Source organism: Castellaniella defragrans 65Phen (assembly GCF_000612685.1).
Taxonomy (GTDB): Bacteria; Pseudomonadota; Gammaproteobacteria; order Burkholderiales; family Burkholderiaceae_B; genus Castellaniella; species Castellaniella defragrans.
Genome location: NZ_HG916765.1, coordinates 547,539 through 561,660 on the forward strand (window position 1 = coordinate 547,539; position 14,122 = coordinate 561,660).

Consider the following 14,122-nt stretch of genomic DNA (forward strand, 5'->3'; position numbering starts at 1 on the left):
AAAAGATCGAGGGGAGTCGGGTGGAGGGGCGTGGCGCCGCCCGACTCGGCTTCCCGTCTTAAGAACTCAATTCACTCCTTCCACGAATCCAGGTACCCAGGCACCTTCACGCCTTCGGGGAACGTATCCAGTTCCAGCGGATAACGCGAATCGATCATCACCGCGACCTCGTCGGTGTACTTGCGCTCGCCCTTGTTGTTGGCCGCGGCGGCCGCGTAGGCCTTGGGGTGCGGGCCATGGTGGAAGCCCGAGGGGTGCAGCGTGAACATCCCCGGCTTGATGTTGTCGCGGCTGAAGAAATTGCCCTGGTGGTAGAAGATCGACTCGTCGAACTCGTCGTTGTTGTGATAGAAGGGCACCTTCAGCGCGCCCGGGTCGCTTTCGATGGGGCGCGGCGCGAAGGTGCAGACGATGATGGTGTTCGACAGGAAGGTCGCGTGCACCGTCGGCGGCAGGTGGTAGCGGTCCGACAGCAGCTCGCGGATGTCGCGCCAGTTCAGCTTCACCGGCACGCAGTCGCCGTGCCAGCCGGCCGTGTCCAGGAAATTGTAGGGGAAGGTCACCGTCGTGACCTGCTGGCGGCGCTTGGCGCGCACGCGGGTCTCGTGCTCGCCGTACTGCGCCTTGTAGGCTTCGTCGATCTTCGGCGTGTCCAGCACGGCCAGGTCGAACTGCGCGTGGCGGCCGGTGATGCCGCGTTCGGGGATCTGGAACAGGTCCTCGGTGGCCTCGATGGTCAGGACCTCGTTGCGCACCGATGTTTCCAGGCGCCAGGTGGTGCCGCGCGGGATGTTGATGTAGTCGCCCTCGCGGTAGCTCATGTGGCCGTAGTCGCAGAAGAACTCGCCCTCGCCGCGGTGGAAGAACAGGATCATGTCGCCGTCGCCGTTGCGCGCCAGATCCGGCATGGACACGTCGAATTTCCAGAAACAGACCTGCGTCTGGCCGTTGTGCATGAAGCGCCGCGCCTTCCAGGGGCAGGGCGCGCTGTCGTCCAGGCGGTTCAGGTCCAGCAGGGTGAGCTCCAGCGGGCCTTCCCATTTCGTCCATCCGGTGGGCTTGTGCGTGTGCAGGATGTGGCTGGCCGGGCCGAAGAAGCCGTTGCGGCCGTGCTCGCGTTCGTACAGGCCTTCGGGGATGTCGCAGTGGGCCTGGCGGGTGTGGATGCCTTCGGCCTTGGGGAAGGTGATCGGGTTCTTCATGAGGGTCTCCGATGTTATGAAATGATTAACAGTGTTATTATTCAAACAACACTGATAATCTAAAGCCTGAGGTATGGTGCGTCCAACAGTTTTTGGCGATGAGTGGATCGCCCGGGCTTCTGCTCACTGCCCCGGGGCGAAGGCACGCGATGACGCAGCCCGAGAATGAGATCCAGGGAATCCAGTCCCTGGAGCTGGGCCTGGAGCTGTTCGGCCTGCTGGCCCGCCAGGGGCGGCCGTGCGGCCTGTCCGACCTGGCCCGGCAGGCGGGGATGCACCGGGCCAAGGCCTACCGCTACCTGGTGAGCCTGGTGCGGGCCGGATGGGCGCGCCAGGATGCGGCCACCGGTCTGTACGACGTCGGCCCGGTCGTGCGCGACCTGGCGCTGGCGTGGCTGGCCCGCCAGGATCCGATCCGCCTGGCCGGCGCCGAAGCCCGCCTGCTGGCCCAGACGCTGGGGGATACCTGCTTCGTGGCGATCCTGGGGCAGGGCGGGGTCACGGCGATCCGGGTGTTCCAGCCAGCCCACACGGTGTCGGTCGGCGTCTCGGAAGGCGCCCTGCTGGACCCGGCCTCCTCGGCCACGGGGCGCCTGTTCGCGGCGTGGCTGCCGGTGGGCACGGAGCCGCTGTCCGAGGCCCTGCGCCGCGACATCCGCGCGCTGGGCCTGGCCGTGGTCGAGGGCGACCACGTGCCCGGCATCAATGCGCTGAGCGCGCCGGTGTTCGACGCCCAGGGGCAACTGCGGCTCAGCCTGACGCTGGTGGGGCCGGCTTCCTCGCTGCCGGCCGATGCGGGCGGCCCGGCGGCCAAGGCGCTGCTGGACGCCAGCCGCCGGGTCACGGCGGCGCTGGGCGGCCTCCCGTCCGCCTGAGTGCCGGCCGCGCGCCCCGGTGCCGGGGCCCGCGCCGCGGCGGTCAGAGCGAGATCGAGGCGAGCGGATCGTCCGAGGGAAAGCGCTGGCAGCCGTCGTCCAGCCGCTCGGGCACGGATCCGTCGGCCAGCTGCATGTGGCCGTCCAGGTGCTGTTCGGAAGGCTCGGCCAGGCGGCGGTACAGTTCGCGGCAGACCATGCGGGCCGACTGCCCCGGCCATTCCGGCGGCAGCAGGACTTCGGGCAGTTCGGGGTCGCGCAGCAGCAGGCGGCGGTAGTCGTGGATCATCAGCACCCGCAGCAGGAAGGCTTCCTCGGGCGCCGGCCTGACGGTGCGGTCGCGCCGCAGTTCGGCCAGCACGGGCAGGTAGTCGGAGACGAAGGCCGCGTAGGATTCGGCCAGGCGGTCGAGGTTCCAGGCGCGCGCGACCAGGTCGGCGTCCGAGGCCGTCAGGGTGATGCGGGCATCGGCCGCGAGCAGGGGCAGCAGGCAGTCCAGCATGTCGCCCAGGCCGTCGGCCACCAGCGTGTCGAAGGCGGCCTCCAGCTGGGTGGAGGGGTGCACGAAGCAGTCGCTGCCCAGGTTGCCGAAGCCCTGCCACTGCAGCGCCTGGCGCAGGCGCTCGCGCTGCCGGGTGTCGAGCTCGCCCACCACCAGGATCAGGCGCCAGCGGCGGTCCCAGATGGGCGCATGCGACGAATAGATGTGGCGCGAGGCTTCCTCGAAGCGCAGCCGGCCCGAGTCGGTGAGCACGTATTCCGCCCGGCGCCCGTGGGTGTCGGCCTGCAGCCACTGTTCCTTGCTGAGCCGGAAGACCGAGGTGCGCACCAGCCGCTCGTTCAGGCCCAGCGGTTCGAGCAGGCGGATCAGGCTGCCCAGCCAGATGCGTCCGCCGCGGGGCAGGACGGCGTCGCCGAAGACCGACATGATCAGCGAGCCCGCCCGCACCCGCTGCTGCTGGCGGAATCGGTCGATACGGTGCTGGATGGCTGGAATCAAGTGAGTCCTGAAGCGGGCCGCGGCGCTGCCCGGAATGGGTTAGGGGTACATGGGACGGTCAGCGGCCTTCCGCACGGGCGTTCTGGATGGTGAAGAAGCCTTCCTTGTGGATGAGCCGGTCCTGGGCGCCCAGGGCCTTGACGGCGGCCACGCAGTCGTCCACGAAGGCGGTGCCGCCGGCGATGAAGACGCTGTGCGCGGACAGATCGGGGTACAGGCCGGGCAGGATGCTGGTGATGCGCCCGTGCAGGTAGCCTTCCTTCCGTTCACGCGTGAGCGTGATTTTATAGTCAAAATTGCGATGCTTGGTCCGCCACCAGGCCATCATGCCCTGGCCGTAGACGTCGGCCTCGGTGCGGGCGGAGAAGATCATGTCCACCCGCTTGCGGTAGCCGCGCCCCAGGGCCGCCTCGGCCAGGTCCATGATGGGGGCCAGGCCGGTGCCGGCGGCCAGGCAGAGCACCGGCGTCTCGGCCGAGGGGTCGCCGGTGAAGGTGCCGTAGGCGCCGTTCAGCTTGACACTGTCGCCCACCTTGAGCGTGTCGTGGATCCAGCTGCTGGTGACGCCGTCGTCGGCGCGGGCCACCTGCAGGATGATCTCGCCGTCGGGCCGGGGGGCGTTGGCGATGGAATAGGCGCGGCGCGGGATGCCGCTGCGTTCGTCGCCCAGCGTGACGTACTGCCCCGGCCAGTAGCGGATGGGCTGGCCGACCGGGCGCAGGCGCAGTTCGAGCGTGCGCGAGGCCACCTCGCGGCGGTCGATGAGCACGAACAGCGCGTTTTCGCGCGGCGGGATCAGCTTGGGCAGGGCGTCGGCCGTGCCCCATTCGATGACCATTTCCTCCGAGAGCGGCTTGGCCATGCACATCAGGCCGTAGCCCTGGCGGCGTTCCTCGGCGGTGAGCGCCATGTCGAGCACCATGCCCTGGTCGTACTGGCCTTCCAGCACCTTGACCTTGCATTCGCCACAGGCCCCCGCCCGGCAGTTGTTGGGCAGTGCGTAGCCGGCCTTTTCCAGGGCCATCAGTACCGTGTCGCTGCCTTTGCATTCCACGGTTTTGCCGGAGGGTTGAATGACGATGCGTGCCATGAGCGTGTCCGTAATGGAGGTGTGTCAATTGAGACGGGCCCGGCCGCCCTGCGGGACGGTCGAGCCCGGGATGCTGCGCGGGGATCAGAACACCGGGATGATGTCGTCCATTTCGACGTCGGAGATTTCCTCGCCGGTGATGCCGACCTCGGGGATGGCCGGGAACGGAATGTTGTAGTGATCCAGGACCCCCTTCAGGTTGATGATGGCCTGGCGCCAGTTTTCACGCTTGGCCTCGACGGTGGGGATGCCGAAGCCGGCGTTGCGGGCGATTTCCTCGGCTTCGCGCTGGTTGGCGATGAAGTCGGAGGGCAGGTCCCAGAAGTCCGCGGGCGGCTCGTACAGCACGGCCGACAGGAACAGGTAGCCGGCGCGGATCTGCTTGGTGACGATGGCCTTGTGCTCTTCGCTGATGCCGGGGTAGTCGCGTTCCATCACGGCCATACAGATGGCCATGTGGCGGCCCTCGTCGCGGCCGATGTTCTTGAAGGCTTCCTTGAACACGGGTTCGCGGGAGTTCTCGTACATCTGCTTGAAGATGGTGGCGGCGGCGATCTCGCCCATCAGGAAGGAGCTGAACAGCACGGCCAGGTCGTACTTGGGCACGGCGGTCTTGTAGCCGTTCCAGTAGCGGGCGCCGTTGAAGTACAGCCACTTGGCGTTCTTCTGCAGGCGGCGGCCGATGTCGGTCTTGGGTTCGTAGGTGAGGGGATCGGGGTGGTCGAGCAGCTTGGTGATCGACAGGCCGCACATGATCTCGTGGTTCTGCTCGTCGCTGGTGACGGAGAAGAAGCACTTGCGGACGGGGTCTTCCTCATGGACCTCGTAGGTCTTGATCAGGGCCTCGGCGAACACCGGGGGCGCGGAGGCGTCGAACACCGACAGCAGCGTCCACCAGTAGGCGATGCATTCGCGCTCTTCCCAGGTGTAGCTGTCGAGGTCGAGGGTGTCCCAGGGCAGTTCCTCGGGCTTCCAGTACTCGCGCAGCGAGGCTTCCCAGACTTCCTGCAGCTTTTCGGTCTTGCGGTGCCAGGACAGGGGGTAGACGTTGGGCTGCTCGATTTCCGGCGGAAATTCCATCTTGTCGGCAAAGCGTTCCTTGCTGGACATAAAGGCTCCTTTGGGGATGATGTGTACGAAGGGTGGAGGTGAAGCTGAAATCCGTATCGCCCGGTTCCGATCAGGCGTGCCGTCATCATGTTACTTCCAAAGCCTGTTTGTCAATTTATTTGTATCGCTTGATACCTAGGGTTTTCCTTTACTCGTCATCAATTGAGTGCTGAAAATATATTCCTTCGCTCGGAAACCCTTATTTCATGCGGGTATCATAAAAAACGATGAGTTCATCGGCTGATCCGATAAATAAAATCAGGCCTAAAAGATTCATCTGAAAAGTGATACATTATTTTCAGGTTGAAAGTTCATTTTCGTATTCAGACGATCAAGACCGGCCCCAGGCCCGGTACCGGAGGACCCCATGTCACACCCCCTGCTGGAACGGCACCGCCCCCTGCTCGACCAGGCGCTCGCCACCATCGCCACCCGCGGCTACTGGTCCGCCTTCGCGGAATCGCCCAGCCCCAAGGCCTACGGCGAAGAGGCGCCCGAGGCCGGCCGCGCCGCCTTCGAGGCGCATCTGGGCAAGGCCTTCGAGCTGGACCAGCCCGGGCAGTGCGGCTGGCACACGGACGAGACCTCGCCCTACGGCGTGGCGCTGGACGTCCGCTACCCGGTCTGCGATCCGCAGGCGCTGGTGGCGGCGGCCCAGGCCGCCATGCCCGCGTGGCAGGCGCTGGGCGCCGAGGGCCGCGTGGGCATCTGCCTGGAAGTGCTGCAGCGCCTGAACCGCCAGAGCTTCGAGATCGCCCATGCGGTCATGATGACCAGCGGCCAGGGCTGGATGATGGCCTTCCAGGCCGGCGGCCCCCATGCGCAGGACCGCGGCCTCGAAGCGGTGGCCTACGCCTGGCGGGAAATGTCCTTCATCCCGGCGCAGGCCACCTGGGAGAAGCCGCAGGGCAAGCACCCGGCCCTGGTCATGCAGAAGCACTACGAGATCGTCGGCCGCGGCGTGGGCGTGGTCATCGGCTGCGCCACCTTCCCCACCTGGAACACCTACCCGGGCCTGTTCGCCGCCCTGGCCACGGGCAATCCGGTCCTCCTCAAGCCGCACAGCAACGTCGTGCTGCCCGCGGCCATCACCGTGCGGACGATCCGCGCCGTGCTGGCCGAAAACGGCCTCGATCCGAACCTGGTCGCGCTCTGCCTGCCGCCCGACCGCAAGGCGGCCCAGGCGCTCTACACGCATCCCGAGGTGCGCTCCATCGACTACACCGGCAGCAACACGTTCGGCCAGTGGCTCATCGACCACTGCCGCCAGGCCCAGGTGTACGCCGAGCTGGCGGGGGTCAACAGCATCGTCATCGACTCCACCGACGACTACCAGGGCATGCTGCGCAACCTGGCCTTCACCCTGTCCCTGTATTCGGGCCAGATGTGCACCACCTCGCAGGCGCTGGTGGTGCCGGCGGGCGGCATCGAGACCGACGAGGGCCACAAGAGCTTCGAGCAGCTGGGCGAGGACCTGGCCGGCGCCATCGACAAGTTCCTCTCCAAGCCCGAGGTGGCCCAGGCGGTGCTGGGCGCCATCCAGTCGGACGACACGCTGGCGCGCATCGATGCGGCCGGCAGCGGCGCCATGGGGCGGGTCGTCCTGGCCCCCCGCAGCCTCGAATACGCCGAGTTCCCGCGGGCGCGGGTCCGCACCCCGGCGCTGCTGGCCTGCGAGGCCGACGAGGCCGGGCACTACGCGCAGGAGCAGTTCGGCCCCATCAGCTTCCTGGTGCGCGCGCGCGACACCGATGCCGCGCTGGCGCTGGTCGAAGACCTCACGCGCCGCCACGGCGCCCTGACCCTGGCCGTCTACAGCAGCCGGGAAGCGGTGATCGAGGCCGCCACCCGGGTGTCCTGGCGCGCGGCCGTGGCCCTGTCCATCAATCTGACGGGCGGCGTCTTCGTCAATCAGTCGGCCGCCTTCTCCGACTTCCACGGCACCGGCGGCAATCCGGCCGCCAACGCCTCGTATGCCGATTCCGCCTTCGTCGCCAACCGCTTCCGGGTCGTGCAGCGCCGCCGCCACCCCTGATCCGCCAAGGTTTCCCATGACATACCAGAACATCCGTTTCTCCATCGAGCAGGGCATCGCCCGCCTCACCCTGTCGCGCCCCGACAAGCTCAACAGCTTCACCGAAGCCATGCACCTCGAAGTGCGCGACGCCCTCGACCGGGTCCAGGCGGACGCGGCGGCCCGCGTCCTGGTGCTCGGCGGCGCCGGGCGCGGCTTCTGCGCCGGGCAGGACCTGGCCGACCGCGCCATGCAGATCGGCGCGGGCGAGGCCCCCGACCTGGGCGCCACCGTCGAGACCTTCTACAAGCCGCTGGTGCTGCGCCTGCAGAACCTGCGCGTGCCCACGCTGGCGGCCGTCAACGGCATCGCCGCGGGCGCCGGCGCCTCGCTCGCGCTGGCCTGCGACCTGGTCGTGGCCGCCGAATCGGCGTATTTTCTGCAGGCCTTCAGCAAGGTCGGCCTGATCCCCGACACCGGCGGCACCTGGGTCCTGCCGCAGCGCGTCGGCATGGCGCGCGCCATGGGCCTGGCGCTGCTGGCCGAGCGCCTGCCCGCGCGCCGGGCGGCCGAATGGGGCCTGATCTGGTCCTGCGTGGCCGACGACGCCTTCGCGGCGGAAATCGACCGGATCGCCGCGCAGCTGGCCCAGGCCCCCACCCTCGCGCTGGTGCGCACGCGCCAGGCGATGCAGGCCGCGCCGTCCCATACGCTGGAGCAGCAGCTCTCCATGGAGGCGGGCATCATGCGCGAGCTGGGCTGGCGCAAGGACTACGCCGAAGGCGTGGCGGCCTTCCTCGAAAAGCGGCCCGCCCGCTTCACCGGGGAATAAGCCCATGACCGCATTGTCCAGCCGCATCCCGGTCGCCGTCGTCGGCGCCGGCACCATGGGCGCCGGCATCGCCCAGGTGGCCGCCCTGGCGGGGCACCCCGTCCTGCTGCACGATACCCGCCCGGGGGCCGCGGCCCAGGCCATCGCCGGCATCGGCCGGGGCCTGGAGGCCCTGGTGGGCAAGGGGCGCCTCGACGCCGCGCTGGCCGGACGCGCCCAGGCGGCCCTGCGTCCGGCCGACACGCTGGAAGCCCTGGCGGGCTGCGGCCTGGTGATCGAGGCCATCGTCGAGCGGCTCGATGCCAAGACCGGCCTGTTCCAGGCGCTCGAAACCCTGGTGGCGCCCGACTGCCTGCTGGCGACCAACACTTCGTCGATTCCCGTCACCGCCATCGGCGCGGCGCTGCGGCGCCCCGAACGCCTGGGCGGGCTGCATTTCTTCAACCCGGCCCCGCGCATGCCGCTGGTGGAAATCGTCTCCGGGCTGGACACCGGCCCCGCCGTCGCCCGCACGCTGGCCGACACGGCGGCCGCCTGGGGCAAGACGCCGGTCATGACCCGCTCCACGCCGGGCTTCATCGTCAATCGCGTGGCCCGTCCCTTCTACGGCGAGGGCCTGCGCCTGCTGCAGGAGCAGGCCCTCGACCCCGCCACGCTCGACCACGTGATGCGCGCCTGCGGCGGGTTCCGCATGGGGCCGTGCGAGCTCACCGACCTGATCGGGCAGGACGTCAACGCCGCCGTCAGCCACACGGTCTGGACGGCCTTCCACCACGCCCCGCGGTTCGAGCCCTCGATGCTGCAGCAGGAACTGGTGGCCGCCGGCCGCCTGGGCCGCAAATCCGGCCGGGGCTTTCACGATTACCGCGAAGGCGCCTCCGCCCCGGCGCCCCGCCTGGCGGCGCCGCAGCCCTGTCCGCGCAGCATCACCCTGTACGGCGACGGCCCGCTGGCCGCCGCGCTGGGACGCCGCCTGCAGGCGGCCGGGCATGCCTTCGAGCAGGCCGCGCCGCGCGACGACGGGCGCTGCGCGCAGGCCGACGGCGCCTTCCTCTACCAGACCGACGGCCGCACCGCCACCCAGCGGGCGCACGAGCTGAACCAGCCCGCCACGCTGCTGCTCGACCTGGCACTCGATCCCGATACGGCCGCCTGCATGCCGCTGGCGGCCGCCCTGCAGTGCCCGGACGCGGCCCGCGCCGCCGCCACGGGCCTGCTGCAGGCCGCCGGCTTCGAGGTGGCGCCCATCGGCGACGCCCCGGGCATGGTCGTCATGCGGACCGTGGCCATGCTCGTCAACGAGGCCGCCGACACCGTCGCCCAGGGCGTCTGCAGCGCGGCCGACGTCGATCAGGCCATGCTGCTGGGGGTCAATTACCCCATCGGCCCGCTGGCCTGGTGCCGCCGCATCGGCGCCGGCACGGTCGGCACGGTGCTGACCCACCTGCAGCGCAGCTGCGGCGAACGCTATCGCCCCTGCGTTGCCCTGCAATCCGCCATCCACTCAGGAAGACCTCTCCATGACGCATGAAGCACTCGCCCCTCAGACTCTGGCCGAAACCGTGGCGGCCGCCATGTGGTCGCGCGATCACACCGCCCAGGCGCTGGACATGCACCTGGACTCCATCGCGCCCGGCAGCGCCCGGCTGTCCATGACCGTGCGGGGCGACATGCTCAACGGCCATGCCATCTGCCATGGCGGCATGATCTTCACGCTGGCCGACACGGCCTTCGCCTATGCGTGCAACAGCGACAACCACAACACCGTGGCCTCGGCCTGCCACATCGACTTCCTCGCGCCGGCCCACGAGGGCGACCGCCTGATCGCGCACGCCCAGGCGCGCACCCAGGGCGGGCGCACCGGGGTCTACGACATCACGGTGCACAACCTGACGACGGGCCGCGACATCGCGCTCTTTCGCGGCAAGTCGCACCGCATCCAGGGCATGGTCACCGACACGCTGTCGCCCGACAAGCCCTGAGCCGGGACAAGATTCAGACAAGACCAGGAGACTCACCCCATGACCGCAAAAACCCCGCAGCCCGGGGATCTTTCCCCCATCGAAACGGCCAGCCGCGACGAGATCGCCGCCCTGCAGCTCGAACGGCTGCGCAAGACGCTGCGCCACGCCTACGACAACGTGCCGCACTACCGCAAGGCCTTCGACGCCAAGGGCGTGCATCCCGACGACCTCAAGCGCCTGGAAGACCTGCGGAACTTCCCCTTCACCACCAAGGAAGACCTGCGCCAGAACTATCCCTTCGGCATGTTCGCCGTGCCGCGCGAGCGCCTGGCGCGGCTGCACGCCTCCTCGGGCACGACGGGCAAGCCCACCGTGGTGGGCTACACGCTGAACGACATCAGCACCTGGGCCGACCTGGTCGCGCGCTCGATCCGCGCGGCCGGCGGCCGGCCGGGCGACACCTGTCACGTCGCCTACGGCTACGGCCTGTTCACCGGCGGCCTGGGCGCGCACTACGGCGCCGAGCGGGCCGGCTGCACGGTCATCCCCATGTCGGGCGGCCAGACGGAAAAGCAGGTGCAGCTCATCATGGACCTGAAGCCCGACATCATCATGGTGACGCCGTCCTACTCCCTGGTGATCGCCGAGGAATTCGACCGGCTGGGCATCGCGCCGGAAGACATCTCGCTGCGCGTCGGCATCTTCGGCGCCGAGCCCTGGGGCGAGGGCATGCGCCACGAGATCGAGCGCAAGCTGGGGCTCGACGCCGTGGACATCTACGGCCTGTCGGAAGTCATGGGGCCGGGCGTGGCGCAGGAATGCATCGAGACCAAGGACGGCCCGGTCATCTGGGAAGACCATTTCTATCCCGAGATCATCGATCCCGACACCGGCGAAGTCGTGCCCGACGGCGAGGAAGGCGAGCTCGTCTTCACCTCGCTCACCAAGGAAGCCCTGCCCATCGTCCGCTACCGCACGCGCGACCTGACCCGCCTGCTGCCGCCCACGGCGCGCAGCTTCCGCCGCATGGGCCGCATCACCGGCCGCTCCGACGACATGCTCATCATCCGGGGGGTGAACGTGTTCCCCACCCAGATCGAGGAACAGATCCTGCGCGACCCCCTGCTCAACGGCAACTACCAGATCATCGTCTCGCGCGAGAATCTGCTCGACAATGTCGAGATCCGCTGCGAACTGCAGCACGAGCAGGACCATGCCTCCGCGGAGGCCATGGCGCGCTCGGCCAAGCAGCTCCAGCACCACATCAAGACCAACATCGGGATCAGCACGCTGGTCACCGTCATGCACTACGGCGAACTGCCGCGCACGCAGACCGGCAAGGCCAGGCGCGTGTTCGACAAGCGTCCGAAACAGGATTGAACCCATGGATGCCTTTCTCTGCGATGCGGTCCGCACCCCCATCGGCCGCTACGGCGGTGCCCTGGCGGGCGTGCGGGCCGACGATCTGGCCGCCCTGCCGCTGCAGGCCCTCGTGCAGCGCCACCCGGAACTCGACTGGGGCGCGGTCGACGACGTGATCCTGGGCTGCGCCAACCAGGCGGGCGAGGACAACCGCAACGTGGCCCGCATGGCGGCGCTGCTGGCCGGGCTGCCCGAGACGGTGCCGGGCACCACCCTGAACCGCCTGTGCGGTTCGGGCATGGACGCCATCGGCACCGCGGCGCGCGCCATCCGCGCCGGCGAAGCCCATCTCATGCTGGCGGGCGGCGTCGAATCCATGTCGCGCGCGCCCTTCGTCATGCCCAAGGCCGAGCAGGCCTGGTCGCGCACCGCGGCGGTGTACGACACCACCATCGGCTGGCGCTTCGTCAATCCGCGCATGGCCAAGGCGTATGGCACGCATTCCATGCCCGAGACGGCCGACAACGTGGCGCTGGACTTCGGCGTGTCGCGCGCCGACCAGGATGCCTTCGCCCTGCGCAGCCAGCAGCGCTGGGCGCGGGCGCAGGCGGCGGGCCGCTTCGCCGACGAGATCGTCCCGGTGCGCATCCCGCGGCGCAAGGGCGAGGACCTGGTCGTCGATACCGACGAGCATCCGCGTCCCGACAGCACGCCCGAAGGCCTGGCGAAGCTGCGCGGCATCAACGGCCCCGACCTGAGCGTCACCGCCGGCAATGCCTCGGGCGTGAACGACGGGGCCTGCGCGGCGCTGCTGGCCTCGGCGCAGGCCGTGCGGCAGTACGGCCTCAGGCCGCGGGCCCGCATCCTGGGCATGGCGGCCGCGGGCGTGGCCCCCCGCATCATGGGGGTCGGCCCGGTCCCCGCGGTCCGCAAGGTGCTGGCCCGGACCGGCCTGCGCCTGGAACAGATGGACGTCATCGAGCTCAACGAAGCCTTCGCCGCGCAATCCCTGGCGGTGCTGCGCGAGCTGGGGCTGCCCGATGACGCTCCGCACGTGAATCCGAATGGCGGCGCGATCGCCATCGGCCATCCGCTGGGCATGAGCGGCGCCCGGCTCGTCACCACCGCCGCGGCCGAGCTGGTCCGGTCCGGCGGCCGTTATGCCCTGTGCACCATGTGCATCGGCGTGGGCCAGGGCATTGCCATGATCATCGAAAACCCCACCCCTCAAGGAGACAAACCATGAAATCCTCCACCTGGCGCTGGATGGCCGGCTTCGCCCTGGCCACCTTCGGGCTTACCGCCCAGGCGGCCGATCCGATCAAGATCGGTTCGGTCCTCTCGACCACCGGCCCGGCCGCCTTCCTGGGCGACCCGGAAGCCAAGACGCTCGAAATGTACGTCGAGTCCATCAACAAGGACGGCGGCGTGCTCGGCCGCCAGCTCCAGCTCGTGCACTACGACGACGGCAGCGACGCCAACAAGGCCAACGGCTTCACCAAGCGCCTGATCTTCGACGACAAGGTGGACGTGATCATCGGCGGCACCACCACCGGCGCCACCATGTCCATGGTGCCGCTGGTCGAGAAGGCCGAGATCCCCTTCATCTCCCTGGCCGGCGCCGTGGTCGTCATCGATCCGGTCAAGAAGTGGGTCTTCAAGATGCCGCACACCGACCGCATGGCCGCGGAAAAGGTCTTCGAGGACATGAAGAAGCGCGGCATCTCGAAGATCGCCCTGGTCAGCGAAACCAGCGGCTTCGGCCAGTCGGGCAAGAAGGAATCCGAGACGGTCGCGTCCAAGTACGGCATCGACATCGTGGCCCAGGAAGTCTACGGCCCGAAGGATACCGACATGAGTCCGCAGCTCACCAAGATCAAGAACAACCCCGCCGTCCAGGCCGTGTTCATCTTCGGCCTGGGCCAGGGACCCGCGCTGGTGCAGCGCAACTACAAGCAGCTGGACATCAAGCTGCCGGTGTACGAGTCGCACGGCGTGTGCTCGGAAGAGTTCATCAAGCTCGCCCGCGATGCGGCCGAAGGCACCCGCCTGCCGTGCGCGGCCCTGGTGGTGGCCCAGGACCTGCCCGACAGCGATCCGCAGAAGCCGGTGGTCACGGGCTATGCCAAGGCCTTCCAGGAACGCTGGAAGCAGGACGTGTCCACCTTCGGCGGCCACGCCTATGACGGCCTGATGGTCTACCTCGACGCCGTCAAGCGCGCCGGCTCCACCGACAAGGCCAAGGTGCGCGACGCCATCGAGAGCACCAAGGGCCTGATGGGCACGGGCGGCGAATTCAACATGTCGGCCACCGACCACATGGGCCTGGACCTGAGCGCCTTCCGCATGCTCGAAATCAAGGGCGGCCACTGGACCCTGACCCAGTAAGCCGGTCCGCGCCAGGCCGCCGGGCTTCCGGCCTGGCGGCCGTTGCCCCGGATGCCCGCACCCGCCTGCCGCGCCCGTGCGGGCATTTCATTCGGGAACGTGCGAAGGCCTGCGGAGGCATTCGGGGATAGCCCTAATATTTACGAATATCTTAGTGAATTAGAATTCTCTCGACGATCCATGGAGCAGGGCGCACGGGCGCACCGGCCGGATCCGCCCGATCCGCCTGATCGCCGGCACCGAGCCCCCTGCTTTTTCATCGAAATCGGACATCCCGGCGATCCG

At 68.7% G+C, this 14,122-nt stretch carries 12 protein-coding genes; 8 read left to right on the plus strand and 4 right to left on the minus strand.

Features of this window, described 5'->3' with window-relative positions:
- Positions 1 to 71: 71 nt before the first annotated feature.
- Complete coding sequence (locus BN940_RS02390; protein WP_043679737.1) at positions 72 to 1,202, minus strand: homogentisate 1,2-dioxygenase; 1,131 nt, start codon at positions 1,200 to 1,202, stop codon at positions 72 to 74.
- Positions 1,203 to 1,351: 149 nt separating this feature from the next.
- Between BN940_RS02390 and BN940_RS20060 the strand changes: the two genes are divergently transcribed.
- Positions 1,352 to 2,077, plus strand: a complete 726-nt coding sequence (locus tag BN940_RS20060) for an IclR family transcriptional regulator (protein WP_052355543.1) — start codon at positions 1,352 to 1,354, stop codon at positions 2,075 to 2,077.
- A 43-nt stretch (positions 2,078 to 2,120) separates the two neighbouring features.
- Here the strand turns inward: BN940_RS20060 and paaX are convergent, their stop codons facing one another.
- The 3 genes from paaX to BN940_RS02410 all read right to left on the minus strand — a co-directional run bounded on the left by paaX (position 2,121) and on the right by BN940_RS02410 (position 5,277).
- Entirely contained in the window at positions 2,121 to 3,077 is a 957-nt protein-coding gene (gene paaX, locus BN940_RS02400; RefSeq protein WP_184142424.1) for a phenylacetic acid degradation operon negative regulatory protein PaaX, read from the minus strand.
- Between the two features lie 58 nt (positions 3,078 to 3,135).
- A complete protein-coding gene (locus BN940_RS02405) occupies positions 3,136 to 4,167 on the minus strand; it encodes a 2Fe-2S iron-sulfur cluster-binding protein (RefSeq protein ID WP_043679740.1) in 1,032 nt (343 codons plus the stop codon).
- A gap of 84 nt (positions 4,168 to 4,251) precedes the next feature.
- Entirely contained in the window at positions 4,252 to 5,277 is a 1,026-nt protein-coding gene (locus tag BN940_RS02410) for a hypothetical protein (protein WP_052355544.1), read from the minus strand.
- Between the two features lie 367 nt (positions 5,278 to 5,644).
- On the opposite strand from BN940_RS02410, the gene paaN reads away from it, so the two are divergent.
- From paaN to BN940_RS02445, 7 genes are read left to right on the plus strand one after another with little or no spacing between them, the layout of a single operon-like run.
- Positions 5,645 to 7,312, plus strand: coding sequence for a phenylacetic acid degradation protein PaaN (paaN, locus tag BN940_RS02415; protein WP_043679743.1), 1,668 nt, complete (start codon positions 5,645 to 5,647; stop codon positions 7,310 to 7,312).
- A 16-nt stretch (positions 7,313 to 7,328) separates the two neighbouring features.
- Positions 7,329 to 8,123, plus strand: coding sequence for a 2-(1,2-epoxy-1,2-dihydrophenyl)acetyl-CoA isomerase PaaG (gene paaG, locus BN940_RS02420; protein ID WP_043679746.1), 795 nt, complete (start codon positions 7,329 to 7,331; stop codon positions 8,121 to 8,123).
- A 4-nt stretch (positions 8,124 to 8,127) separates the two neighbouring features.
- Positions 8,128 to 9,654, plus strand: coding sequence for a 3-hydroxyacyl-CoA dehydrogenase (locus BN940_RS02425; RefSeq protein ID WP_043679749.1), 1,527 nt, complete (start codon positions 8,128 to 8,130; stop codon positions 9,652 to 9,654).
- Positions 9,644 to 10,105, plus strand: coding sequence for a hydroxyphenylacetyl-CoA thioesterase PaaI (paaI, locus tag BN940_RS02430; protein ID WP_043679752.1), 462 nt, complete (start codon positions 9,644 to 9,646; stop codon positions 10,103 to 10,105). The genes BN940_RS02425 and paaI overlap by 11 nt, the downstream gene beginning before the upstream one ends.
- Positions 10,106 to 10,144: 39 nt before the next feature.
- Positions 10,145 to 11,467, plus strand: coding sequence for a phenylacetate--CoA ligase PaaK (paaK, locus tag BN940_RS02435; RefSeq protein WP_043679755.1), 1,323 nt, complete (start codon positions 10,145 to 10,147; stop codon positions 11,465 to 11,467).
- Between the two features lie 4 nt (positions 11,468 to 11,471).
- Entirely contained in the window at positions 11,472 to 12,695 is a 1,224-nt protein-coding gene (gene pcaF, locus BN940_RS02440) for a 3-oxoadipyl-CoA thiolase (protein ID WP_043679758.1), read from the plus strand.
- Positions 12,692 to 13,837, plus strand: coding sequence for an ABC transporter substrate-binding protein (locus BN940_RS02445; RefSeq protein ID WP_043679761.1), 1,146 nt, complete (start codon positions 12,692 to 12,694; stop codon positions 13,835 to 13,837). Before pcaF ends, BN940_RS02445 begins: the two co-directional genes overlap by 4 nt.
- Positions 13,838 to 14,122 lie beyond the last annotated feature (285 nt).

Coding starts and splice junctions, on each gene's coding strand:
- BN940_RS02425 (WP_043679749.1), top strand. CDS start 8,128: ATGACCGCATTGTCCAGCCGCATCCCGGTCGCCGTCGTCGGCGCCGGC.
- paaK (WP_043679755.1), top strand. CDS start 10,145: ATGACCGCAAAAACCCCGCAGCCCGGGGATCTTTCCCCCATCGAAACG.
- BN940_RS02390 (WP_043679737.1), bottom strand. CDS start 1,202: ATGAAGAACCCGATCACCTTCCCCAAGGCCGAAGGCATCCACACCCGC.
- BN940_RS20060 (WP_052355543.1), top strand. CDS start 1,352: ATGACGCAGCCCGAGAATGAGATCCAGGGAATCCAGTCCCTGGAGCTG.
- paaN (WP_043679743.1), top strand. CDS start 5,645: ATGTCACACCCCCTGCTGGAACGGCACCGCCCCCTGCTCGACCAGGCG.
- BN940_RS02405 (WP_043679740.1), bottom strand. CDS start 4,167: ATGGCACGCATCGTCATTCAACCCTCCGGCAAAACCGTGGAATGCAAA.
- pcaF (WP_043679758.1), top strand. CDS start 11,472: ATGGATGCCTTTCTCTGCGATGCGGTCCGCACCCCCATCGGCCGCTAC.
- BN940_RS02410 (WP_052355544.1), bottom strand. CDS start 5,277: ATGTCCAGCAAGGAACGCTTTGCCGACAAGATGGAATTTCCGCCGGAA.
- BN940_RS02445 (WP_043679761.1), top strand. CDS start 12,692: ATGAAATCCTCCACCTGGCGCTGGATGGCCGGCTTCGCCCTGGCCACC.
- paaI (WP_043679752.1), top strand. CDS start 9,644: ATGACGCATGAAGCACTCGCCCCTCAGACTCTGGCCGAAACCGTGGCG.
- paaG (WP_043679746.1), top strand. CDS start 7,329: ATGACATACCAGAACATCCGTTTCTCCATCGAGCAGGGCATCGCCCGC.